The 22,090-nt window shown below is 72.4% G+C and carries 24 protein-coding genes; all 24 read right to left on the bottom strand.

All coding sequences use genetic code 11. The features are described 5' to 3' along the window. Positions 1-11 precede the first annotated feature (11 nt). On the bottom strand, positions 12-1,475 hold the full coding sequence (locus EAD96_RS19815) for a dihydroorotase family protein (RefSeq protein WP_121685370.1): 1,464 nt from the start codon (positions 1,473-1,475) through the stop codon (positions 12-14). Between the two features lie 22 nt (positions 1,476-1,497). Continuing rightward, entirely contained in the window at positions 1,498-2,904 is a 1,407-nt protein-coding gene (locus EAD96_RS19810; protein WP_121685369.1) for an MmgE/PrpD family protein, read from the bottom strand. Continuing rightward, positions 2,897-3,736, bottom strand: a complete 840-nt coding sequence (locus EAD96_RS19805) for a cyclase family protein (RefSeq protein ID WP_121685368.1) — start codon at positions 3,734-3,736, stop codon at positions 2,897-2,899. The genes EAD96_RS19810 and EAD96_RS19805 overlap by 8 nt, the downstream gene beginning before the upstream one ends. 31 nt (positions 3,737-3,767) lie before the next feature. Next, entirely contained in the window at positions 3,768-4,967 is a 1,200-nt protein-coding gene (locus EAD96_RS19800) for a CaiB/BaiF CoA-transferase family protein (protein ID WP_121685367.1), read from the bottom strand. After that, a complete protein-coding gene (locus EAD96_RS19795) occupies positions 4,960-5,817 on the bottom strand; it encodes an IclR family transcriptional regulator (protein WP_121685366.1) in 858 nt (285 codons plus the stop codon). The genes EAD96_RS19800 and EAD96_RS19795 overlap by 8 nt, the downstream gene beginning before the upstream one ends. Positions 5,818-5,861: 44 nt before the next feature. Next, a complete protein-coding gene (locus EAD96_RS19790) occupies positions 5,862-6,851 on the bottom strand; it encodes an EamA family transporter (RefSeq protein WP_121685365.1) in 990 nt (329 codons plus the stop codon). Continuing rightward, entirely contained in the window at positions 6,838-7,302 is a 465-nt protein-coding gene (locus tag EAD96_RS19785; RefSeq protein WP_120569446.1) for an Ohr family peroxiredoxin, read from the bottom strand. Before EAD96_RS19785 ends, EAD96_RS19790 begins: the two co-directional genes overlap by 14 nt. Continuing rightward, a complete protein-coding gene (locus tag EAD96_RS19780; RefSeq protein ID WP_120569447.1) occupies positions 7,299-8,126 on the bottom strand; it encodes an alpha/beta fold hydrolase in 828 nt (275 codons plus the stop codon). The genes EAD96_RS19785 and EAD96_RS19780 overlap by 4 nt, the downstream gene beginning before the upstream one ends. Then, positions 8,123-9,487, bottom strand: coding sequence for a M20/M25/M40 family metallo-hydrolase (locus EAD96_RS19775; RefSeq protein ID WP_121685364.1), 1,365 nt, complete (start codon positions 9,485-9,487; stop codon positions 8,123-8,125). Before EAD96_RS19775 ends, EAD96_RS19780 begins: the two co-directional genes overlap by 4 nt. A gap of 35 nt (positions 9,488-9,522) precedes the next feature. Further along, on the bottom strand, positions 9,523-10,269 hold the full coding sequence (locus EAD96_RS19770) for an SDR family NAD(P)-dependent oxidoreductase (protein WP_121685363.1): 747 nt from the start codon (positions 10,267-10,269) through the stop codon (positions 9,523-9,525). A gap of 100 nt (positions 10,270-10,369) precedes the next feature. After that, positions 10,370-11,230 (bottom strand): ABC transporter permease, encoded by an 861-nt coding sequence (locus tag EAD96_RS19765; RefSeq protein ID WP_091417004.1) that lies wholly within the window; start codon positions 11,228-11,230, stop codon positions 10,370-10,372. A 12-nt stretch (positions 11,231-11,242) separates the two neighbouring features. After that, complete coding sequence (locus tag EAD96_RS19760; RefSeq protein WP_181726621.1) at positions 11,243-12,073, bottom strand: ABC transporter ATP-binding protein; 831 nt, start codon at positions 12,071-12,073, stop codon at positions 11,243-11,245. 25 nt (positions 12,074-12,098) lie between these two features. After that, complete coding sequence (locus EAD96_RS19755) at positions 12,099-13,208, bottom strand: ABC transporter substrate-binding protein (protein ID WP_121685362.1); 1,110 nt, start codon at positions 13,206-13,208, stop codon at positions 12,099-12,101. A gap of 132 nt (positions 13,209-13,340) precedes the next feature. Then, positions 13,341-13,727: a hypothetical protein gene (locus tag EAD96_RS19750; protein ID WP_121685361.1), complete on the bottom strand. Its 387-nt coding sequence runs from the start codon at positions 13,725-13,727 to the stop codon at positions 13,341-13,343. Further along, the gene (locus EAD96_RS19745; protein ID WP_121685360.1) at positions 13,727-14,038 is read right to left on the bottom strand and encodes a hypothetical protein; all 312 of its coding nucleotides are present in this window, start codon (positions 14,036-14,038) and stop codon (positions 13,727-13,729) included. Before EAD96_RS19745 ends, EAD96_RS19750 begins: the two co-directional genes overlap by 1 nt. Then, positions 14,038-15,114, bottom strand: coding sequence for a class I SAM-dependent methyltransferase (locus EAD96_RS19740; protein WP_121685359.1), 1,077 nt, complete (start codon positions 15,112-15,114; stop codon positions 14,038-14,040). Before EAD96_RS19740 ends, EAD96_RS19745 begins: the two co-directional genes overlap by 1 nt. Before the next feature lie 63 nt (positions 15,115-15,177). Next, on the bottom strand, positions 15,178-17,205 hold the full coding sequence (locus tag EAD96_RS19735) for an FAD-dependent oxidoreductase (protein ID WP_121685358.1): 2,028 nt from the start codon (positions 17,203-17,205) through the stop codon (positions 15,178-15,180). A gap of 488 nt (positions 17,206-17,693) precedes the next feature. Further along, a complete protein-coding gene (locus tag EAD96_RS19730; RefSeq protein WP_121685357.1) occupies positions 17,694-18,278 on the bottom strand; it encodes a TetR/AcrR family transcriptional regulator in 585 nt (194 codons plus the stop codon). 62 nt (positions 18,279-18,340) lie between these two features. After that, complete coding sequence (locus EAD96_RS19725; RefSeq protein ID WP_120569457.1) at positions 18,341-19,066, bottom strand: ABC transporter ATP-binding protein; 726 nt, start codon at positions 19,064-19,066, stop codon at positions 18,341-18,343. After that, entirely contained in the window at positions 19,063-20,193 is a 1,131-nt protein-coding gene (locus EAD96_RS19720) for an ABC transporter permease (protein WP_120569458.1), read from the bottom strand. The genes EAD96_RS19725 and EAD96_RS19720 overlap by 4 nt, the downstream gene beginning before the upstream one ends. Positions 20,194-20,328: 135 nt before the next feature. Next, positions 20,329-20,754 carry a DUF6069 family protein gene (locus EAD96_RS19715; RefSeq protein ID WP_120569459.1) on the bottom strand — a complete coding sequence of 142 codons (426 nt, stop codon included), beginning with the start codon at positions 20,752-20,754 and terminating at the stop codon, positions 20,329-20,331. Beyond that, positions 20,747-21,214, bottom strand: a complete 468-nt coding sequence (locus EAD96_RS19710; protein WP_120569460.1) for an SRPBCC domain-containing protein — start codon at positions 21,212-21,214, stop codon at positions 20,747-20,749. Before EAD96_RS19710 ends, EAD96_RS19715 begins: the two co-directional genes overlap by 8 nt. Then, positions 21,168-21,548 (bottom strand): helix-turn-helix transcriptional regulator, encoded by a 381-nt coding sequence (locus EAD96_RS19705; protein ID WP_120573738.1) that lies wholly within the window; start codon positions 21,546-21,548, stop codon positions 21,168-21,170. The genes EAD96_RS19710 and EAD96_RS19705 overlap by 47 nt, the downstream gene beginning before the upstream one ends. 145 nt (positions 21,549-21,693) lie before the next feature. Then, a partial coding sequence (locus EAD96_RS19700; protein ID WP_199733238.1) for a cellulose binding domain-containing protein occupies positions 21,694-22,090 on the bottom strand: 397 nt, incomplete at its 5' end.

Raw genomic sequence — 22,090 nt, 5'->3', positions numbered from 1 at the left:
TGTCGTTCCCCCTACCGCTGCGGGCGGGCGAGGTAGCGGCCGGCCGGCTCGCCGGTCACCTTGCCGTCGACGAGCACGTGCTGCCCGCGGACGAAGGTGTCGGTGACCCGGGCGGTCAGCTCGAAGCCCTCGAACGGCGTGTACTCCTGCGTCGACTCGGAGTCCTCGGCGCGCACCGTCCAGGTCGAGTCCGGGTCGACCAGGCAGATGTCGGCGTCGTACCCCTGCACCAGCGCGCCCTTGTTGCGCAGGCCGAAGCGCTGCGCCGGGTTCCACGAGGTCAGCTCCGCCACCCGCTGGTACGACAGGCCGCGCCGGTTGCCCTCGGTGACCAGTCCGGGCAGCAGGTACTCGGCGCCGCCGAACCCGGACTTGGCGACGAAGATGTCGTCGCGCGGCTCACCGAACTTGACCTCGTCCTTGCAGCAGGCGTGGTCGCTGACCACCCAGTCGATCTTGCCGTCCAGGACGTACCCCCAGAGCGCCTCGACGTCGGCGCGCGGGCGCAGCGGCGGGTTGACCTTGCCGCCCAGGCCGTGCGCGGTGTCGATGTCGGCCACCAGGTGGCCGATTGTCACCTCGCGGCGGAAGTCGATGTGCGGGAACGCCCGCGCCATCCGCAGCGCCGCGTCGACCGCCTTCTCCGAGGTCAGGTGCAGCAGGTTGATCTTCGGCAGCCCGGTCTCGTGCGCCAGGTACGACGCGATCGACACGGCCAGTCCCTCGGAGTGCGGCGGCCGCGAGGCGTGGTACGCCTCCAGCCCGCGCAGCGTGCCGTCCTGCTCGACCTGCTTGGTGTACGCGCTCATGATCTCGGCGGTCTCGCAGTGCAGCGACAGCGAGATCTCGTCGGCCAGCTCGGGGAAGCGCTCCCGGGCCGCCTGGATACCCCGCATCACGAACTCGAAGTGGGCGTAGTCGTACCGCTCGCCCTCCGGGATCATCAGGAAGGAGTTCTGGTCGGCGGAGCGGCCGTGCAGGCCGTGGCTGCCGTAGAACATGAAGATCTTGAACGAGGTGACGCCGTGCTCCTCGACCAGCGACGGCACCTCGCCGATGTGCTCCCGCGACATCGGCGCCAGGTGGAAGCCGTAGTCGATGTAGGAGCGGCCCTCCGTGGCGGCCAGCACCTCGGGGAAGAAGTCGGCGTACCGGCCGCCCCGGTTGAGGTAGTACTGCCCGGTGCGCATGTAGTTCAGCGCCGTGGTGACGCCACCCTGCACCGAGGCGCGGCTCTCCGAGACGGCGTCCTCGCTCAGCGGGTTGTAGATGCCCCAGTGCTGGTGCGCGTCGACCACACCGGGGAAGGCGAGCCGGCCGCCGCCGTCGACGACCTGGGCGGCCTCCGCCCGGTCGATCTGCGGGGCGACGCGGCTGATCCGTCCGTCGGTGACGCCGATGTCCATCAGCTCGGGCTCGGGCCGGTCGTGCCGGACCACGCGGACGTTCGTCAGCAGCAGGTCGTAGGTGCTCATGGTGTTGCTCCTCGTGCTCGGTTCAGCGGCGGTTGATCAGGCCCATCAGGCCGTGGACGTCGGGGGCCCGGTCCAGCCGGTGGACCTCCTCGGTGATGCGGTCGGCGGTCGCCTCCGGCAGGGCGGCGGCGTTGGTGCGGAACTTGACCGCCAGTTCGGCGTCGCTGAGCGGACGCTGCGGCCCGCCCCGGTTGGCGAGCACCTCCTGCACCCACTCCCGCCCGTCGCGGGTGACCACCCGCAGCACGGCCGGGAACTGGTGCGGGAAGATCGCGTCGCACCGCTCGTCGCCCACCACGTCGACCAGCGCCATCAGCGCCCGCCGCTGCGGGTCGTGCGCCAGGGCGTCGGTGAAGTCGGCGAGGTCCACGCCGAGACCGCCGCCGCCGACCAGGCCGGCGACGACCGCGTACGGGCCGCTGAACTGCGCCTCGTAACCGGTCTGCGGCGCACGCTTGCGCTCGATGGGCTGGCCGATGGTGCGCACCGTCGGCGACGGCACGCCGAGCGTGATCGACTCGATCTGGTCCAGCGGCAGCCCGCGCTCGCGCAGCGCGATCGCCGCGTCGATGGCCGCGTGGGTGAAGTGGTTCGCCGGGTACGGCTTGAAGAAGATGCCCGGTGCCGCCCAGTCGGTGCCGAGCCCGCGGACGATCTCGTCGCCGTCGAACTCGCCGCGCAGGAACGCCTGGAAGAAGCCGAAGCGCCCCTCCAGCACGGTCGGCGGGCCGGTCACGCCGTGCCGGGCCAGCTGCGCGGCGCTGACCGCCGCGTGCGCGGCCCAGCCGCAGTGGATCCGCTTGACCGTGCCGCCGTTGCGGTTGGACTCGATCAGCCCGGCCGCCATCGAGGCGGACACGCCGAGCGCGTCGAGCGCGCCGTCGGCGTCCAGCTTCAGCAGCCGGGCCGCGGCGACCGCGCCGCCGAGCGTGCCGCAGATCGAGGTGGCGTGCTGCCCGTGCTCGAAGAAGACGGAGTTGCCGGCGGCCGGGTCGTAGCCGGCCATGCCGAGCCGGACGCACACCTCCAGGCCGACGGCGATGGCCGCGACGGTCTCCTGCCCGGACGCCCCGGACGCCTCGGCGGCGGCCAGCGCGGCCGGCACCACCGACGCGCTGGGGTGCAGCACCGACGGCAGGTGCGTGTCGTCGTAGTCGAGCGAGTGCGCCAGCACGCCGTTGGCGAACGCGGCCAGCGCGGCCGGGACCTTCTCGTCCAGTCCGACAGCGGTGGCCTGGCCCCGGCCGCCCTGCTCGGCGACGTAGTCCAGCGCCGCCTGGCTGGTCGGCAGCGGCCGGGCCGCCACGCACAGGCCGAGCACGTCCAGGACGCGGGCGCGGACGCTCGCGACCACGTCGTCGGGCAGCGTCTCGGCGGCGGTGTCGGCGGCGAAGGCGGCCAGGTGGCGGCCCAGGGTCGGCTCAGCCACGGCTGATCACCGCCAGCGGGCGCACCGGGGAGCCGGTGGCGCCGTACAGCGGCAGCGGCGCCATGACGAAGGTGAACTCGTGCACCCCGTCGCGGGCCAGCTCCTCCAGCGCCATCGTCTCGATCAGGTAGATGCCGTGCTCCACCAGCAGGATCCGGTGCGCCGGCAGCGAGCTGTGGCCCTTGCCCGGCGGCAGGCACTCGAAGGCGATGGTGTCCGCGCCGGCGGCGTGCACCTGACGCTGCGCCAGCCAGGTCGCGCCGTCCGCGCCGACTCCCGGCACGCCGGAGTCCTTGCCGATGTACTGGTTGCGGTCCTCGTGGTCGAACAGCCGGCCCCACCCGCTGCGGATGAGCACCACGTCGCCCGCGCCCACCGGCGTGCCCTGCCGGGACTCCGCGGCGTCCAGGTCGGCCGGGGTGATCTCGTAGCCGGGCTCGCAGGCCTCCACGCCCAGCGCGGCGGGCACGTCCAGCAGCACGCCCCGGCGGACCATCGGCGCGACGGTGTGCACGCCCAGCTCGTCGAACCGGCCGCCGACCTGCGCTTCGGCGGCGTCGGCGCCGCCGTGCAGCCGGCCGTCCTGGGAGACGTGCGCGAGCGCGTCGACGTGCGTGCCGACGTGCGTGCCCATCACCAGCAGGTCGTTGGCGGCGGAGCCGCCGTCGGCCCGCACCATGTCGCCGTGGCGGCGGGGCAGGGTGAGCCCGAACGCCGGGTGGTTCGGCGACTGCGGCATGCCGACGGTCAGCCGCCGGCCCAGGTCGTAGATCGTGACACCGGCCTGCACGGCGTCGAGCAGGCGGTCGGCGGTTCTGGCAGTGGTGCCCACGGGGTTCCTCGCGTTTCGGCTGTCGGCGTCGTCAGGCGACGACGCCACGGGCTTTCAGGTCGGCGATCTCGGCCGGGTCGCAGCCGAGTTCCTCGACGAGCAGGGCGTCGGTGTCGGCGCCGGGGGAGCGGCCGGTGAACCGGATCCGGCCCGGCGTCTCCGACATCCGCCACATGACGTTGTGCATCCGCATCGGGCCGAGGTCCGGATCGTCGACCGTGGTGATCATCTCGGTGGCCTGGACGTGCGGGTCCTCGACGATGTCCTTGGCGCTGTAGACCGGGGCGACGGCGGCGCCGGCCTCGGCGAACGCCGCCGCCACCTCGTCGCGGGTCCGCTCGGCGATCCACGAGCCCACGTACTCGTCGAGCAGGTTCGCGTGCGCCACCCGTCCGACACCGGTACGGAACCACGGCTCGTCGATCACCTCGGGGTGGCCCACCAGCCGCAGCACCCGCTCAGCGATGGCCTGGGCGCTGGTGGAGATCGCCACCCACGAGCCGTCCTTGGTCTGGTACGTGTTGCGCGGCGCGTTGTTCGTCGAGCGGTTGCCCTGCCGCTGCTCCACCACGCCGAGCTGGTCGTAGACGGTGGGACCGGGACCGACGGCGGTCATGATCGGTTCCAGCAGGCTCATGTCGACGACCTGGCCCCGGCCGCCGGAGCGCTCCCGGTGCCAGAGCGCCATCATCACGGCCGACGAGGTGGCGATGCCGCAGATGCTGTCCGCCAGCCCGAACGCGGGCAGCGTGGGCGGGCCGTCGGCGGTGCCGGTCAGGTGGGCGAAGCCGCTCATCGCCTCGGCCAGCGTGCCGAACCCGGCGCGGGAGGCGTACGGGCCGGTCTGCCCGAAGCCGGTGATCCGGGCGATCACCAGACCGGGGTTGACCCGGTGCAGCTCCTCCGGGCCGACGCCCCAGCGCTCCAGCGTGCCCGGCCGGAAGTTCTCCACCAGCACGTCGGCGCGCTCGGCCAGCCGCAGCAGCAGCGCCGCGCCCTCCGGCGCGGACAGGTTCAGCCCGACCAGCCGCTTGTTGCGGGAGATCTCCTTCCACCACAGGGGATGGCCGTCCTTGGCCTTGCCGTGGCCGCGCATGCTGTCACCCATGGTCGGATGTTCGATCTTGATCACGTCGGCGCCGTAGTCGCCGAGGATCTGACAGCACAGCGGTCCGGCGAGGATCGTCGAGACGTCCAGCACCCGCAGGCCCGTCAGCGGTCCGTCACTCACCTGTTCCACCTCCCCAGTTCTGTTCCTGACCCGTCCGGCCGGCGACACGCTGCGCCGGCGGCCGGAAACCCAGTTCGGCGGAGATCTCCGCCGCCGCCGCGGCGACCAGCGCACCGTGCGCGGCGCACACCTCCGGGGTGAACCGGTTCTGCGGCCCGCACAGCGAGATCGAGCCGAACACCTGCCCGGTCGCGTAGCGCACGACCGCGGCGACGCTGCCGGCGCCGTTCTGCCGTTCACCCATGCTCACCGCGTACCCCTGGCGGCGGACCCGGGCCAGCTCGGCCCGCAGCTTCGCGGTGGAGGTGATGGTGGCCGGGGTGACCGCGTCCAGCGGGTGGTGGCCGAGGTAGTCGTCCACCTCGGCGTCCGGCAGCGCCGCCAGGATCGCCTTCGACGACGACCCGGAGTGCAGCGCGTGGCTGGTGCCCAGGGACACCGACATCCGGACCTCGTGCGGCGAGAGCACCTGGTCGATGTAGACGCGCGACCAGCCCTGCCGCACCGACAGCGTGGCGGTCTCGCCGCTGTCGCGGACCAGCCGGACCAGGTACCGGCGCGCGATGTCCGGCACGTCCAGCGCGCGCAGCGCGGCCAGGCCCACCGCCAGCGCGCCGGTGCCGAGGCGGTACCGCTTGGTCTCCTCGTTGAAGGTGAGGAAGTTGTCGGCCACCAGCTCCTTGAGTATCCGGTGGGCGACCGCCTTCGGCAGGCCCAGTTCCCGCGCGATCGTCGACACGCCGAGGGTCTCCGGTGCCCGTTCGGCGATGATGTTGACGATGTCGAGGGCGCGTCCCAGACCGGAACGGGTCCGGCCGGCGCTGCTCTCGACGACCGTTGTCGTGATCATCTCTGTTCCTCCAGTGTCGACGTACGTGTGCGGGGTGCCGGGCGTCAGGCGGGCGCGACGGGGGTCTTCCCGGGCGGGAGGCCGCCGGCCTGCCGGGGTCGCTCCCGCGCGATGACGAGCGCCACCGAGGCGAGCACCACGGCACCGGCGAGCACCTGTCGTCCGGACAACGATTCATCCAGCACCATCATGCCGAGCAGGACCGCCACCACCGGGTTGACGTACGCGTAGGTGGACGCGAGCTGGATCGGCGCGTTGCGCAGCAGCCACGTGTAGACGCTGAAGCCGACCACTGTGCACACCAGCATCAGGTACGTCCACGCCAACCAGGACCGGCCGGTCACGTCGGCCGGACGGAACCGCCCCAGCTCACCGCTGACCACGCTCGCCACCGCCACCGCGACGCCGCCGACGAGCATCTGCCAGCCGGTGCCCACCAGGTGGTCGGCCGGCATCTGCAGCCGCTGCGACAGCGTCGAGCCCAGCGCCCACACCATCGTGGAGACCACCAGCAGCAGCATCCCGCCCAGGTGCCCTCCCTGCGTCGGCACCGAGAACAGCAGCGCCAGCCCGGCCACCCCGCCGAGCACACCCACCGCCGCCAGCGCCGACGGCCGCGGCCCGACGGCCAGCCGCAACACCAGCACCCACAGCGGCATGCCCGCCACCAGCAGCGACGCCAGCCCGGTCGGCACGTACTGCTGGCCCAGGGCGAGCAGTGCGCTGCCCGCACCGACCATCAGCAGCCCGCTGGCGCCCACTCCGCCCCACTGCTGCCGGGGCAGCAGCAGCCCGGCCGGTCCCCGGCGCAGCGCCGCCACCGCGAACAGCAGCAGCGCCGCGGCCAGGAACCGGGCCGAGGTGGCGACCAGCGGCGGGATGCTGTCCAGGGCCACCCGATTGCCCAGGTAGGTCGAGCCCCAGATCAGGTAGACCGCGCCGAGCCCGACGGCCAGGGCCATCGGGCCGGCGGGCCGCGGCGGATCCGCCGGGTGGCGGACCGCTGCGGGCTCGGTCAGGTCAGCGGTGGCCATCGACCCGGATCGCCACCGCGGTGTTGCCCCGCAGGGCGTTCGAGTAGGGACACATCCGGTCGGCCAGCTCCACCGCGCGTTCCAGGTCGGCCTGCGGGCACTGCGGCGCGGACACGTCCAGCACCACCGCGATCGCGTACCGGCCGTCCTCGGTCTGCCCGAGGGAGACCGAGGCGGTCACCGTCGTCGGGCCGGGCTTGACGCCGGCCTGCCGGGCGGCGACGGCGAGCGCGCTGTCGAAGCAGGCCGCGTAGCCGGCCGCGAACAGCTCCTCCGGGTCGGTGCCGGGCGCGTCCGGACCCCGCTGCGCGGGGCGGGTCAGGTCGACCCGCAGCGACCCGGTCAGCGACCGGGCGCTGCCGCCCCGGCCGCCGGAGACCTCGACGGTCGCGGTGTAGAGCGTGTTCGCCGGTACGACCTTCGCCTCGGCGACCGGGGTGCCCGCGTTCACGCCGCCACCTCCCGCCCGAGGTCGGCGTGCACCTGCGCGGCGACCGCGTCGGCGAACGCCTCCGGCTGCTCGTCGGCCACGAAGTCGGTGCCACCGGGGATGGTGACCAGCTCGGCGCCGGGCAGCGCGGCCCGCACCTGCGGCGTCATCCGGTCCAGCAGGTCGTCGGCGCCGTGCAGCAGCACGATGGGCAGCGCGTCCAGGGCGGCGGTGTCCACGTGGTGGTCGAACACCGCCCGGTACGCGGTGGCGTAGTCCGGACCGGTCAGCAGGTACTCGGTGACCTGGCGGTCCGCCTCCTCCGGGGTCAGGCGGGGGTACAGGCCGTACACCCGGTCCCAGATCACCGTCAGATGCCCGCCGTCGCGCGCCGGCACGTAGCCGGGCGCGTACGACCGCTTTTTCTCTGCCCGCTCCTGCTCGTCGTAGAGCGGGATGCCCTGGAGGATCAGCCGGTGCACCCGCTCCGGCGCGGACATCAGCGCCTCCGCGCCGACGATCGCGCCGGTGTGCTGCCCGAGCAGGTGTACCCGGGACAGCCCGAGGGCGTCGGCGAACTGCCACACCCCGGCCGCGTACTCCGGGATGGACCACGGGCGCGGCGGCGCGTCGGACATGCCGAAGCCCGGCGTGTCCGGGGCGATCACCCGCAGGCCGCGGCGGGCCAGCGGCTCGATCACCGCGTCGTAGGTGGCCGAGGAGAGCGGGGACTGGTGCAGGATCAGCAGCACCGGGGCGTCGGCGTCGCCGCCGTGCCGGTAGTGCACCTGACCCCACGGCACGTCGACGTAGGCGCGGCGGGCCACGCCGCGGGCCCGGGTCACTCCGCCACCGCCAGCGCCGCCATGACCTCGATGACGTGCTTGATGCCGGCCTTGTAGTCGTCCAGCCGGATGTTCTCGTTCGGGCCGTCCACTCCGGAGTCGGCACGGGAGACGCCGACGCCGACGATCGGGCGGTCGGCGATCACGCCCTGGTTGCCGATCCACTGCGTGTACGGCTCGATCACCGGCTCGGTCCCGTACACCCGGCGGGCCGCGTCGGCGACCAGCGCGACGAACGGGTCGCGGTGGTCGGTGAGGTTGGGTCGGCTGGTCGCCATCACCTCGATGCGCAGGTCACCGAAGCCGGTCGCCGCGAGGTGGTCGCGGATGCAGCCGAGCACCCGGTCCGGGTCCTGGCCCGGCACCAGCCGGATCTCCAGCTTCGCCGAGGCGGTCGACGGGATGCCCAGCGTCACGTCGTCGCGCATGTCGCCGCCGGCGAAACCGGCGACGGTGAGCGTCGGCACGGTCCGGATGGCCACGGCGGCGGCCTGGTCGTCCAGGTCACCGGTGAACCGGTCGACCTGCGCCCGCTTGCGCAGGAAGTCCCCGTCGAACGCCACCTTCTCCAGCAGCGCCCGCTCCTCGTCCGTCGGCGGCCGGGCGTCGTCGGCGAAACCGGGGATCGTCACGGTGCCGTCGGGCCGCTGCAACTGCGCCAGGGCGGCGGCCAGCCGGGCCGTGGCAGCCGGCAGCAGCGCGGTGTTCTGGCTGGTCAGGTCGCGCGGCAGGGTCTGCGCGGTGAGCCGCAGGTAGAGCACGCCCTTCTCGGCGAGCTTGAGCAGCAGCCGGTCCTCGCCGTCGAGCCAGGAGTTCTCCCACAGCGCCGCGTCGCTGGCGAGCCGGTCGGCGTGCGCCTGCACGAACGAGCCCAGACCCGGGCTGTGCAGCCACTTCTTGCCCTCGAAGATGATCCGGTTGGTCACCGGCGGGGTCAGCCCGGCCAGCTTCCAGGCCGCCGCCGCGTGGATGCGGGACATGACGACGCCCTTGTCGTCGGCCACGCCCCGGGCGTACAGCCGGCCGTCGTGGATCTCCGCCGCGTACGGCGGGCTGATCCAGTCGGCGTCGTCACCGGCCGGCTCGACCTCCACGTCGTAGTGGGTGAAGTGCAGCAGCGTCTTGTCACCCTCGCCCGGCACCTCGGCCAGCACGTACGGGTACGACTGCTCCCACGGGATGATCTCGGCTTCGCCGCCCCAGCGGCGGACCGACCCGGCGATGAACTCGGCGGTGGCCTCCATCTGCTCCGGCTCCTGGCGGCGGCTGCGGATGCGGCACAGCTGCTGGAGCTCCTCGACGAACTCGTCGAAGTGCGCGTCGACGGCCGCGAGAGCGGCCGCGGTATCCGGTTTGGGCATGGTGGTCCTCACAGAAGGGGTCGGAGAGGGGGAAGTCAGTGGATGGTGACGCCGCCGTCGACGAAGATCGTCTGCCCGGTGGTCATGGCGGCGGCGTCACTGAGCAGGTAGGCGACTGCGTTGGCGACGTCCTGCGGCTGCGCCATCCGGCCCAGCGGGATGCTCGCCATCTTGTCGGCCAGGTACGCCTCGTCACCGCGTACGTCGGAGGTCATGTCGGTGGGGACGATCGTGGGTCCGACGGCGTTGACCCGGATCCGGTCCGGCGCCCACTCCAGGGCGAGCACGCGCGCCATGTGCATCACGCCGGCCTTGCTGACGCAGTACCCGAGCGTGTTCAGCACCGCGATGTGCCCGTTCGTGGAGCCGATGTTCACCACCGCGCCGCGGGTCTGCCGCAGCGCCGCGTACGCGGCCTGGCACATCCGGAACGTACCGGTCAGGTTGACGTCCAGGACGGCGGTGAAGTCCTCCTCGGACATCGTGGCCGCCGGCCCGCGCCGGACGATCCCGGCGTTGTTGACGAGCAGGTCGAGGCGGCCGTGGGAGTCGAGTACCTCGGCCACCAGGTCGGTGCAGGAGGCGGCCGACCGGACGTCCACCCGGTGCCGGGTGTGCGCGCCGCCGGTCAGCTCGGCCTCCACCCAGTCGTCGAGCAGGTCGGCCTGCGCCACAGTCGCGCCGCGCTGAGCGAGGGTCGCGGCGATCCGGGCGCCGATGCCGCGGGCCGCACCGGTGACCAGTGCCACCCGCCCGTCGAACCGGTTCGGGTCGGTGTTCATGTCTCGTTTCCTGCCTTTCCCGTTCGGCCACCGGCCGGGCGGGCGTGAACCACGCCCGGCCGGTGCTCCGCACGCGTGACGACGGTCCCGTCAGCTGTCGTCACGCGCCGATCACCTTCGTGTCCTCGGCCCAGAAGGCCAGGCGCTTCTGCAGCAGCCGGATCACGAAGTGCGCCACCAGACCCATCACCGACAGGACCACCAGGACGGCGAACATGCCGGCGATGTCGAAGTTGTAGTTGGTCTGCAGCAGCAGGTAGCCCAGGCCCTCCTTGGCGCCGATGAACTCGCCGACGACCGCGCCGAGGATGGCGAAGACGATGCCGATGTCCAGGCCGGCGAAGATGAACGGCAGCGCGCTGGGCAGCCGGACCATCCGGAAGATCTGGGTCTTGCTCGCGCCGAACACCGTCAGCATCTGGATCTTGTCGGCGTCGGCCGCCCGCAGACCCTCGATGACGTTGACCAGCATCGGAAAGAACGAGATCACCGCGGCCATGACCACCTTGCTGGTCAGGCCGAAGCCGAACCAGACCACGAACAACGGGGCCAGGGCGACCTTCGGCACGGTCTGGAAGGCCACGATGTACGGCATCAGGGTGGCTTCGACGATCTTGATCTGGGAGATGAACGTGCCGAGCAGCAGCGCGGCCCCGACACCGATCACGAACCCGAGCAGCGCCTCCTGGGTGGTCACCCAGAAGTGACCCCAGAACTGGTCGTCGCCGAGCTGCTGCCACAGCGACTCGACCACGCTCGACGGCAGCGGCAGGACGTACTCGTCGACGCCGATGAGCTGGACGCCGTACTCCCAGGCCAGCACGACCACGACGAAGACCGTCGGGACCAGCCAGAGCTGGGGCTTCTCGCGGAGGTCGAACTTGCGCCGGGCGGGCCGGGCCGGCCGGGCGGACGGCGCCGGTGGCTGGGCCGGCTCGCGGACCAGGTTGCTTGTTGCCATGGCTGTCCCTCGTCAGTCGATAACGCCGGCGGCGTTGAAGTGTCGGCGGATCCGCTCCACGTAGACCCCGGCCCGGTCGGACGACATGACGCCGAGGTCACGCGGCCGCTCCAGGTCGATGTCCATGACCTCCGCGATACGGCCCGGCCGGGGGCTGAGCACGACCACCCGGTCGGAGAGGAACACCGCCTCCGGGATGGAGTGCGTGACCAGCACGATCGTCTGGTTGCTCTCCTGCCAGATGCGCAGCAGCTCCACGTTCATGTACTCGCGGGTCATCGCGTCGAGCGCGCCGAACGGCTCGTCCATCAGCAGTACCGCCGGGTCGTGCACGAGCGCCCGGCAGATGCCGGCCCGCTGCTGCATGCCGCCGCTGAGCTCGTGCGGGTACTTCTGCTCGAAGCCGTTGAGACCGACCATCTCGAGCAACTGCTGCGCGCGTTCCCGGTGCCGGCGGGGATCCAGTCGCTGGATCTCCGCCGGCACCATCACGTTGTCGAAGATGGTGCGCCACGGCAGCAGCGTCGGTGCCTGGAACACCATCCCGACCTCGGGAAGGGGCTTCGTCACGTCCCGCCCGGCGATCCGTACCGCGCCGCCGGACTTCGGGCTGAGCCCGGCGAGGATCTTCAGCAATGTGGTCTTGCCGCACCCGGACGGTCCCACGACCGAGATGAACTCGCCGCGACGTACCGTCAGGTTGATGTCGCTCAGCGCCTGGGTCGGTGCCGACTTCCGGGGCCGGTACTCCTTGTCCAGCCCGTCGATCTCGATCCAGGAGTCTTCCGACACCGATGCCGGAGCCTGCGTCTGCGCCCGGCGGGCCGTCGCCTTGATGGCCATCGAAATCCCTTCCGCTGTCCGCTGCCTAGGCGGTGTAGTTCGCGGCCTTGCTCAGCACCGCGGCCTTGTCGAAGTCGTTCGCGCCGGAGAGCAGGCTCGGGTCCCACAGCTTCTTCAGGTCGACGTCGCCGGTGATCTGCCCGGCCTCCTTGGTGTACGCCTGGGTCTTCGCCCACTCGTCGTCGCTGATCGCGCCCCAGTCGCCGAACTGCTCCGGCTCGCCGCTGGCCGGGGTGGCCGTCTTCAGCCAGGCGGTGAGGCTCTCGGTGTCGGCCTTCAGGCGCTCGTCGGCGGACTTGCCGGCGAGGATCTGCGGGAAGACCTTGTAGCCGATCTTCATGGCGGCCTCGGGGTTCTTCGCCGAGAAGAGCATCGCCTTGTACGCCGCGCGCAGGAACCGCTCGTACGAGTCCTTCTTGGCGTCGAAGTCACGGGCGCCGACGCTGAAGGTCAGCGACCGGATACCGGAGAACACGTCCGGGTTGGTCAGGTACTTCAGCTCGGTGCCGGCGTTCTCGATGACCGCGTACGCCTGGGTGTAGAGCGCCAGCATGTCGACCTTGCCGTCGTTGAGCGCGGCGGCGGCCTGCGCGCCGACGCCCACCGGCAGCAGCTCGACGTCCTTGGCCGGGTCCAGGCCGGCGGCCTTGACGTAGGCGCGGGCGTACGGGGCCGAGCCGGAGGCCAGGCTGATCACGCCGATCTTCTTGCCGCGCAGGTCGGCGCCGCCGGTGATCGGGGAGTCCGGCTTCACCGCCATCACCCACGGCCAGTTCTGCACCAGGCCGCCGATCGCCTTGATCGGCACGTTCTTCTCCACCGCGCCGAGCGCCGAGCCGGCGTCGGCGGGGGTGATGTCGCCGCTGCCGGACGCGACCGCCTGGAGGGCGGCGACCGAGCCGTCGGCGTTGATCGTCTCGACGGTCAGCTTCTCCTCGGCGAAGTAGCCGAGTTCCTTGGCGACCGCGTAGACGGCCACCTCCTCCTTCGGGCCGATCACGGCGGAGGCGATGGCCATGGTCAGCTTCGCCTCCTCGCCCGCGCCACCGGCGCCGTCGTCGGAGCCGCCGCCGCACGCGGACAGCACCAGCGCGGCGGCCAGCGCCGCCGGGAGCAGAGCCCACTTCCGTTTCATATGCACACACCTCGTCATGAGTCGGGGGAGACCACCTCCGCCGCCGGAGCGGCGGAGGTGGGGGAATCAGGCGTCGCGCTGCTGCGCGACCAGTGCCGGTCAGGCGTCGCGCTGCTGCGCGACGAGTGCCGGTCAGGCGTCGCGCAGCGACGCGACCAGGGCCAGATCGTTGTAGACGTGCTGCTCGACGATCAGTCCGCCGTCGAGCACGAACACGTCCGCGTAGCGGATGTCCTCGAACGGAGTGCCGTCGAGCCATTCCCCGTACAGCCGCCCGAGCGAGGTCACAGTGACCCGCCCGTCGGCGTCACCCACCAGGTAGCGGTCCCGGTGCTTGCGCACCCACCGGTAGGTTCCGGTCGACGCGGTCGCCATCTCCCGCAGCGACGAGTACTCCCGGCCGCCCGGGAAGACCAACCGCGCCTGCGCCGCGAGAAAGCGGCCTGCTTCGTCGAGCTCGCGGTCCTCGCACAGTTGCAGGTACCTGTCGATCAGGCCGGGCGCGTCCGGTGTGCTCATCAGCCGGTCTTCTCGCTCAGGGCCGCCTCCCACTGGTCCCGCAGCGGGTGCTCCGCGGGGCCGTGCTCGGTGAGGATGCGAATGAGGCGGGCCAGCAGCTCGTCCCGCTCCCGGTCGAGGACCCGCTGCTCCTCCTCGGTCGAGACGAACCCGTCGACGGCGCCCGCGGTGAGCGCGCCGGAACGGACCAGCAGCGCCTCGACGACGCGTACCCGCTGGCGGGTCACGTGCAGCTCGGTGGAGAGCTGCAGCACCAGGTCGAGCAGCTTGCCGACCTTGGGGTCCCCGAAGTAGTCGAACTCGGTGCTCATCACGCCTCCGGCTTGGTCGCGGCCAGTACGGCCCAGGGGAAGTGCCACTCGGGACGGTCGCCCCAGCCCTGCGGCTGGACGCCGTTGCGGCGCTCGTCAAACGGGGTCCACGACACGTCGGTCAGGCCGGCCTCGGTGCAGACCTCGATCAGGTCCGAACCGAACAGGTCGTGGAAGAACGGCTCGTTGTTGCGCTCGGCGTGCTCGTAGACGGTGGCGTCGCGCAGCGGGTCGCCGGTGAGCATGAACTCCAGGAAGCGCAGCGAGCCGCCCGGCTTGAGCAGGCGCGCGGCCTCCACGATCGTTTCCCGGATCGCGGCGGCCGGCATCTCGTGCAGCACCATCGTGCCGGTGACCACGTCGCAGCTGTCCGACTCGATGCCGGTGGCCCGGCCGTCGGCCTGCCGGTAGTCGATCGCGACTCCGGTCGCCTCGGCCTCGGCGTGGGCCAGGCGCAGACCGGGGGCGGCCAGGTCCACGCCGATCACCTGCGCGGTCGGGTACTTGGCGGGCAGCGGGCGGGTGCTCTTGCCGAAACCGCACCCGATGTCGACGATCCGGGTCGCCGCGTTCAGCTCGGGCAGCGCGGTCTGGGCGAACAGCGTGTGGAACTTGTAGCCGTCGTTGTCGCGCAGCATGACGATGCGCGCGCCGAACTCGTACACGTAGGCCGACATGTCGTCGGAGAAGAAGCTGCCGGGCTGGATGTGGATGTCGTAGTCGGTGTACCAGTCGGGCAGGTCCAGGTCGGGGTTCAGCTCCAGCGAGCCCTTCGGCTGCTCGGGCAGCGAGGTGAGCTGGTCGGTCAGCTCCTCGCGGCGGCTGAGCACCGCGTCGCCGGCGACCTTCCAGAGCATCTTCTGCTGCACCCGCTCGAGGTGGCTGAACCACGGGTAGAGCGGGAGACCGCGCAGCACCTGGCCGGCGTCGGCGACTGTGGTGGCCGACGCGCCGGTGGCGCCGTACTCCTCGCGCAGCGCCGGGTAGACGGTGTCCGCCCAGCGCTTGCGCAGGCCGAGGACGAAGTCCACGGCGGAACGCTCATCCAGGGTGAGGCGCTCCTCGATGTCCAGCATGCTTGTCTCCTCTACAGGTGGGGGAGGTCCGGTCCGCGGTGCACCGCTACCGGGGTGGACGGGTCAGTGGGCGTACCGCACGCGCTGGGCGGACGCGGTGTCGAAGGCGCCGAGGAACGCGCCGGCCATGCGTCCCTCGTAGACGGCCTCGAAGGCGGTGCGGGGGGCGTTCGCGTCGCCGACGACGTGGACGCGGGGGCCGTCGGGCAGCGCGTCGAGCTGCCGGTACAACTCGTCCGAGGCCTGCGCCGAGCCGCCGTCGACGACCGTGGTGACGTCCTCGACGATCGTCTCGCCGCCGGCGAGCGGGCCGCCGAGGGCCACCGCCGTGGCGCCCGCCGCGCGGGCGGTCCGCATCGGGTGGACCGCGATCCCCAGGTCCGCGAAGCGCTTGAGCAGCGCCAGGCGCGAGTACGTGGTGATCTTGGCGCTCACCGTGGCGGTGGGGGAGACGAGGTGGACCCGGGCACCCCGGCGGGCGAGCGCCTCCGCGACCGAGGCCGCCGACCAGGTGCCCTCGTCGTCGAGCACGACGACGGCGCCCGCGGGCCGGTAGCCGGGGTCGGCCAGGGCGTCCACGGCCTGCCAGATGTCGATCACCGGCGGGCCGCCGGGCAGCTCGCGGCGGGCGGGCCGGGAGCCGGTGGCGAGGACGACGTCCTGGTAGTCGCCGGCCAGCACGTCCTCGACGCCGGCGCGGTGGCCGAGCCGGACCGGGATGCCGGCGGCCGCCACGTCGCGGGCCAGGTCGCGGGTGAGCAGACCGAGCCGCTCCCGCCCGGGTACGCGCGCGGCCACCTCCACCTGACCGCCGAGGTGGTCGCGCGCCTCGACCACTGTCACCCGGTGCCCGGCCCGGTGCGCGGAGAGGGCGGCCTCCAGCCCGGCCGGCCCGCCGCCGACGACAAGGACGTTCCGCGCGCCGGACGGCCCGGGCAGTTCCGGCCAGGCGTCGGCCCACTCCCGCTCGGCGCCGACCTCCGGGTTCACCACGCAGGAGATCGGCAGGCTGGTCTCCAGGCGGCCGATGCAGCCCTGGTTGCAGGCCAGGCAGGCGCGTACCTCGTGCTGGCGGCCCTGCTCGGCCTTGCGCACCAGGTGCGGGTCGGCGATGTGCGGGCGGGCCAGGCCGACCAGGTCGGCCTCGCCCGCGGCGACGAGTTCGGCGGCCTCCGGCAGGCTGTCCAGCCGGCACACCGCGAGCACCGGCAGGTCCGGGAACTCCCGCTTGAACAGCGCCGCGTGGTGCCGGAACGCGGCGTGGCCGAAGCTCATGTCCGCCATCTGGGTCGCGAGCGACCAGCTGCCGTGGTAGGCGGAGTGGCTGACGTGCACGTAGGCGAGGGGGAACTCGGCGCGCAGCTTTCCGACGATCTCCAGCACCGCGGCCGGGTCGAGGCCGCCGGGCAGGAACTCGTCGGCACTGACCCGCAGCCCGACGGGCAGTTCGGGGGCGGCAGCGAGCACCGCGGTCAGCACCTCGCGGGTCAGACGCATCCGGTTGTCGAGGCTGCCGCCGTACGCGTCGTCGCGGGTGTTCGTGTGCGGCGAGAGGAACTGCTGGAGCAGGTGGCCGTGGCCGGCGTGCACCTCCAGGCCGTCGAAGCCGGCCTCGCGCATCCGTCGCGCGGCGGCGGCGAACGCCTCGACGACGACCGCGATGTCCCGGCGTCCCATCGCGTGCGGCACGTGCGAGCCGGCCGCCCACGGCACCGGCGACGAGGACCAGGCGGCGGTACGGGTCGCGTCACCGTTGGCCTGCCGTCCGGCGTGCATGATCTGGGCGAACATGCGTGCCCCGTGCTCGTGCACGGCCTCGGTCACCGCCGCGTACGCCGGGATCGACGAGTCGTCGAAGCTGCCGAGGCTGATGCTGCGGCCCGCGCTCGTGGGGTGCACGCGGATCGCCTCGGTGATGATCAGGCCGACACCGCCGCGCGCCCGCTCCGCGTGGTAGGCGACGTGGCGACGGGTGGGCACATTGTTCAGTCCGAAGTTGGTGGTGTGGCCGGGGACGAAGACCCGGTTCCGCAGGGCGAGGCGACCGAGCCTGGTGGGGGAGAGAAGAGCGAGAAGCTTGTCGTCAGGCATGCCTCGGACTTCCTGTTTCGGGCCGCACTCGGCGAGGCCGAGAGCGTTCGGATGAACCGTACGCCGTTCGATTGAGTGGAACGGTAGGGCCGGGTTCACATGCCGTCAACGGGCTACTGATCAGTAACTTAGTCCGCCGCACCGCCTCTGAGCTGCTGTTCCACTAGGCGGAACGGTGACCGATGATGACCGTCGATGCGGCGGTCGATCGTTCGGTTCCTCCTGATCGGACGACAGTGCCGGCCGCCGATCCCCGGTCGGTGGCCCGCGCCGATCGTTCGGACGGCTGCCCCGGACCGTGTCGGCGGGCGTCCTCCGGGTGTGCGGATGCGTCTCCGGTCACCGGCTCCGGACGCGCGTCGGCCCGGGTCGTCGACCGGGCGCGCACCCGTGGTGCGGCTGCCGGCGACGACCCGGGCCGTCGTTGTTCAGCAGGCGTGGTGACGGCCGGACGCCGTCGCGCCGCGCCGGAGGTCAGGGGCGGGCGGTCAGCCGGCGTCCGGGCGCAGGTACGGGGTGAGCAGCTCGCGGCCGAGGCCGGTGGCGGCCGTGAGGTCGAGACCGTTCTCGATCATCCGGCTGAGGGCGTAGACGACCGACTGGACGAGCTCCGCCATCCGGTCCGGGTCGCTCGCCCCGTGCTCGGTGAGCGCGGCGCGCAACGGGGCCTCGAGGCTGTCGTGCAGCAGCCGGCTGGAGGTCGCCAGCACCTCGCTGTTGCCCGCCGACGCCAGTGCCCGGGCCAGTGCGTGGTCGCCCCGGGCAACCAGTTGCAGGTTGGCCTCGACGTACGCCAGGATTCTCGCCCCCGGCGTGCGGGCCTCGGCCATCTGCTTCTCGACGAAGGCCGACCACCGGGGGAAGGTGTCGGCGACCAGCACGTCGAACATGTCGGTGCGGGACTTGAAGTACGAGTACGCGCTGGACCGGGCCAGCCCGGCGTGCCGGGCGACGTCGGCCAGGCTCGGGATCTGCTCCGGGTGCTCGGAGAGCAGGGTGCGGGCGGCGTCGAGCAACGCCGCCCGCTGTGCGGCCCGGTGTTCCGCGACGGTCGAGGCTTGGATCTTCGGCACACCGACCTCCCCGTGTCTCCCGCCGCCCGTGTCCGGTCCGCGTCGCTCCCTGCTCGTCGCGGTCAGCTGCTCGTGGCCAGCTTGCCGTCGATCATCTCGTAGATGGTGTCACAGTATTGCAGCACGTCGTGATCGTGAGTGACCATCACGACGGCCACCGAGCGCTCCCGCGCCTCCTGGGCGAGCAGCTGGACGATGTCGTGGCTGCGGGCCCGGTCCAGCGCCGCCGTCGGCTCGTCCACCAGCAGCACCGAGGGTTCGGTCATCAGCGCCCGGGCGATGCCGACGCGCTGGCGCTCGCCGCCGGAGAGCTGGTGCGGCCGGCGGTCGGCCTTACCGGCCAGGCCGACGTGCGCGAGCATCTCCAGCGGATCGCGCCCGGACCGCTCCCGTCGCCCGCCCAGCCGCAGCGGCAGGCGCAGCTGGTCGGCGGCGGTCAGCGCGGGGAGCAGGTTGCCCGACTGGAACACGAACCCCACGTGCCGTCGGCGCAGCTCGGTGCGCGCCCGGCGGCTGGACACGGTCATGTCGTGCCCGGCCACGGTGACGGTGCCCTCGTCGGGGCGGGCCAGCCCGCCGGCGACGGCGAGCAGGCTGGACTTGCCGGCACCGGAGGGCCCGACGATCGCGGCCAGTTCGCCCGGCGCGACGGTCAGGTCGACGTCGTCGAGCGCGTGCACGGTCTCCGCGCCGTCGCCGTGCCGCAGGTGGACGCCGCGCATGACCAGGCCGAGATCGGCCGGGGTGGTGCCCGGCGCCGAGGGGGACGGTGTGGTCCGGCTGCTCATCGGTTGCCTCCCAGGGCGGTCGCCGGGTCGATGGAGGTGAGGCGGACGACTGCGGCTGCCGCGCCGACCAGGCCGAGCACGAGCAGCCCGGCCGCGGCGGCGGCGATGCTCTGCGGGTGCAGCGCGAACGGGACGTTGCCGCCGGAGATCAGCGCGCCGAGGCCGAGGCCGATCCCCATGCCGACGGCGATGGCGAGGGCCAGCAGGATCAGTGCCTGGGTGAGGGCGTCGCGCAGCACCCAGCGGGTCGAGGCGCCCAGCGCCCGCAGCACGGCGACCTCCTGCTTGCGCTGGATCGCCCAGACCGCGAAGAACGCGCCGGCCACGAGCGCCGAGATCGCGTAGAGGAAGCCCTGGATCAGCTGGAGCGTCGTCGTCTCGGCGGTGTAGCCCGGCGAGGCGCCGTATGACTCGTCGAGCGTCAGGCTCTCCGTGCCCGCCGCCTTGTCGCCCGCGGCCAGGTCCACCGAGTCGCCGTCGGCCGCGCGGACCGCGACGGCGGTGATCTCCTGGGCCGCCTGCGCCGGCGTCTGCGCGCCGGCCGGGGTGCCGGACTTGACCGCCTGCCACGTCGCCAGCGGCACGTACGCCACGTCGACGTGGCCGAAGGTGTCCTGCTGCTGGGTGACGCCGACGACGCGCAGCCGCGTGCCCAGCCGGTCCACCGTCACGGTGTCGCCGACGCGCAGGCCCGCGTCGATGGCGGTGGGGCTCACCACGATCCCGTCCGCCGGGCCGAGCCGGTCGCCCTCGCTGACGGCGGGCGACAGGAACGAGTCGGTCTCGACGCCGAACAGGGCCAGGTCGACCTCGGTGCCCCCGTCGGTGCGCCCGTTGACGAGCGTGTTGCCGAACGGGGTCGCCTCCGCCACGCCCGGCTGGTCGCGCCAGGTGTCCACCGCCGAGGCGTCCACCACGCTGCGCGAGAACGCCGAGTCGTGCTGCACGCCGTGGGCGAAGGCGAACGAGGTGACCGGCAGGTTCTGCAGGCCGGACACGCCGTCGCGGACCAGCCCGACGGACAGGCCGGACAGCATCACCATCAGCACCGAGATCAGCGCGATCACGGCCCCCATCAGGGCGAATCGCAGCCGCGCGAACCCCAGCTCGCGAATGGCCAGGAACATCAGCCGCCACCTCTCAAACTTGTCGACGCCATGTCGTCATGTTAACAACGCGGTGTCGGCAAAAAGAGCCGGTGGTGGCTGTCTACCCGGCCACACCCGGTGACGGCGGGCGGGCGCGGCCGGTCGCGCCCGGCCTCAGGCGGCGACCGGGCCGGCGGCGGCGCGGCGCGCGCGCCGGCCGAGGGCGGTCACCGCGACGACGATGATCGGGGCGAGCGTGAGGTGGCACACCGCCAGCGTGATCGTGCTGGTGGTGTCCAGGTCGGCGGGCAGCGTCATGGTGGCGATCGTGAGCACCGCGAGCGCCGGGCCGATGATCAGCGCCACCCGGACCACCCAGGCGAACCGGGACGCCAGCAGGGCGACGGCGGTGAGCCCGAGCGCCAGCGGCAGCGCGCTGAAGCCCGCGACGGTCACCGCGTCGACCTCGACCCGCCGGCCGTCGGCGGTGAACAGGAAGCTGCCGCCGGCCGCCCTGCCGATCGCGTACACGATCAGGTTGACGACCACCGCGGCGGCGGTGGCGAGCGCGACGACGGCGGTGCGGGACAGGTCAGCCACGGGAGGTCTCCTCTGCGTGCTCTCGGACCAGGTAAGCCTCGATGCGGGCGAACGCCCCGGCCCAGACCTCGCCGGCGAAGAAGTCGCGCAGGTCCGGGGTCGGGAAGCCGCTCTGCACCACTGTCATCAGCGTGCCGCCGTCCCTCGCCTCGAAGGTGACCTCGATGCGCGTGGTCATGGTCGTGCCGTCCGGGCCGGTGCCCGTGGACTCGGTGACCAGCCGGCGCGGGCGGTCGATCTCCAGGAACGTCTGCGTCTCACGGAACAGCATGTCGGGGGACGGACCCCAGACGGCGGTCTGCCTCCCGCCGACCCGCAGGTCGACGTCGATCTCCACGATGCCGGGCTCCTCGTCCAGGATGCCGAACCAGATCTTCTGTTTGTCGGCGTCGGTGTAGGCGTCGAACGCCTCGTCAGGGGTGCCCGGAAGGTGTCGTGTCACCCGTATGTGGAGCGTCATGGTCGCGGTCCTCCGTGGTGAGTGTGAGATAGGCGTCGAGGCCGTCGAGGCGGCGCGCCCAGAGCCGTCGGTAGAAGGCGATCCAGGCCATGGCCGAGTCCAGTGGCGCCTCGCTGAGCCGGCACTGCCGGGACCGGCCGACCTTGCGCGTCACCACGAGGCCCGCGTCCTCCAGCGCGCGCACGTGCTTGCGCATGCCGGTGAGGCTCATCCCGGTGGGCTCGGTCAGCTCGCTGATGGTGGCCGGGCCCGCGCCGAGCCGGATCAGGATGTCGCGTCGGGTGGGGTCGGCCAGGCTGGCGAACACCCGGTCGAGCGTCTCTTGCTGAACCACGAGGTTCACCGTACGACACTGAACCGTTCGGTTCAACGTTATGCCGCAGGTGGGCTGGTGCACGCGTGAAACGGCCCCGCGACCTCTCGGGTCGCGGGGCCGTCCCCGGCGCCGTGGGAAGAAACGCCGGAGTGCGGGGTGCCGGTCAGGCCAGCGTGCAGGGTGAGCCGTTGAGGCTGAACGAGCCGGGCCGGGCGGTGTTGCCGGTGTGCGTGGCCTGGAAGCCGATGGTGGTCGAGCCGCGGGCCGGGATGACCGCGTTGTACGCGAGGTTGCGCGCGGTCACCTGGCCCGAGGCGGGGGAGTAGGACGCGTTCCAGCCCGAGGTGATGGTCTGGCCGCCGGGCAGCGTGAACACCAGCGACCAGCCGTTCACCGCGGCGGTGCCGGTGTTGGTGACGGTGATGTTCTCGGTCAGCCCGTTGTTCCAGGCGTTCAGCTCGATGCTCACCGAGCAGGCGCCGGTGCCGGGCGGCGGGGTGGTCGGGCCCGGCGCCTGCTCGGTGAGCATCGAGCTGAACGCCTGGAACAACGGGCTGACC

The sequence above is a fragment of the Micromonospora sp. BL1 genome, from assembly GCF_003667485.1.
GTDB classification, from domain to species: Bacteria; Actinomycetota; Actinomycetes; order Mycobacteriales; family Micromonosporaceae; genus Micromonospora; species Micromonospora tulbaghiae.
Note: the sequence above shows the minus strand (reverse complement) of the source record. Positions and strands in the feature narration are given on the sequence as shown.

Coding starts and splice junctions, on each gene's coding strand:
- EAD96_RS19815 (WP_121685370.1), bottom strand. CDS start 1,475: ATGAGCACCTACGACCTGCTGCTGACGAACGTCCGCGTGGTCCGGCAC.
- EAD96_RS19750 (WP_121685361.1), bottom strand. CDS start 13,727: ATGAGCACACCGGACGCGCCCGGCCTGATCGACAGGTACCTGCAACTG.
- EAD96_RS19720 (WP_120569458.1), bottom strand. CDS start 20,193: ATGTTCCTGGCCATTCGCGAGCTGGGGTTCGCGCGGCTGCGATTCGCC.
- EAD96_RS19735 (WP_121685358.1), bottom strand. CDS start 17,205: ATGCCTGACGACAAGCTTCTCGCTCTTCTCTCCCCCACCAGGCTCGGT.
- EAD96_RS19790 (WP_121685365.1), bottom strand. CDS start 6,851: ATGGCCACCGCTGACCTGACCGAGCCCGCAGCGGTCCGCCACCCGGCG.
- EAD96_RS19775 (WP_121685364.1), bottom strand. CDS start 9,487: ATGCCCAAACCGGATACCGCGGCCGCTCTCGCGGCCGTCGACGCGCAC.
- EAD96_RS19725 (WP_120569457.1), bottom strand. CDS start 19,066: ATGAGCAGCCGGACCACACCGTCCCCCTCGGCGCCGGGCACCACCCCG.
- EAD96_RS19710 (WP_120569460.1), bottom strand. CDS start 21,214: ATGACGCTCCACATACGGGTGACACGACACCTTCCGGGCACCCCTGAC.
- EAD96_RS19745 (WP_121685360.1), bottom strand. CDS start 14,038: ATGAGCACCGAGTTCGACTACTTCGGGGACCCCAAGGTCGGCAAGCTG.
- EAD96_RS19740 (WP_121685359.1), bottom strand. CDS start 15,114: ATGCTGGACATCGAGGAGCGCCTCACCCTGGATGAGCGTTCCGCCGTG.
- EAD96_RS19755 (WP_121685362.1), bottom strand. CDS start 13,208: ATGAAACGGAAGTGGGCTCTGCTCCCGGCGGCGCTGGCCGCCGCGCTG.
- EAD96_RS19765 (WP_091417004.1), bottom strand. CDS start 11,230: ATGGCAACAAGCAACCTGGTCCGCGAGCCGGCCCAGCCACCGGCGCCG.
- EAD96_RS19770 (WP_121685363.1), bottom strand. CDS start 10,269: ATGAACACCGACCCGAACCGGTTCGACGGGCGGGTGGCACTGGTCACC.
- EAD96_RS19760 (WP_181726621.1), bottom strand. CDS start 12,073: ATGGCCATCAAGGCGACGGCCCGCCGGGCGCAGACGCAGGCTCCGGCA.
- EAD96_RS19795 (WP_121685366.1), bottom strand. CDS start 5,817: ATGATCACGACAACGGTCGTCGAGAGCAGCGCCGGCCGGACCCGTTCC.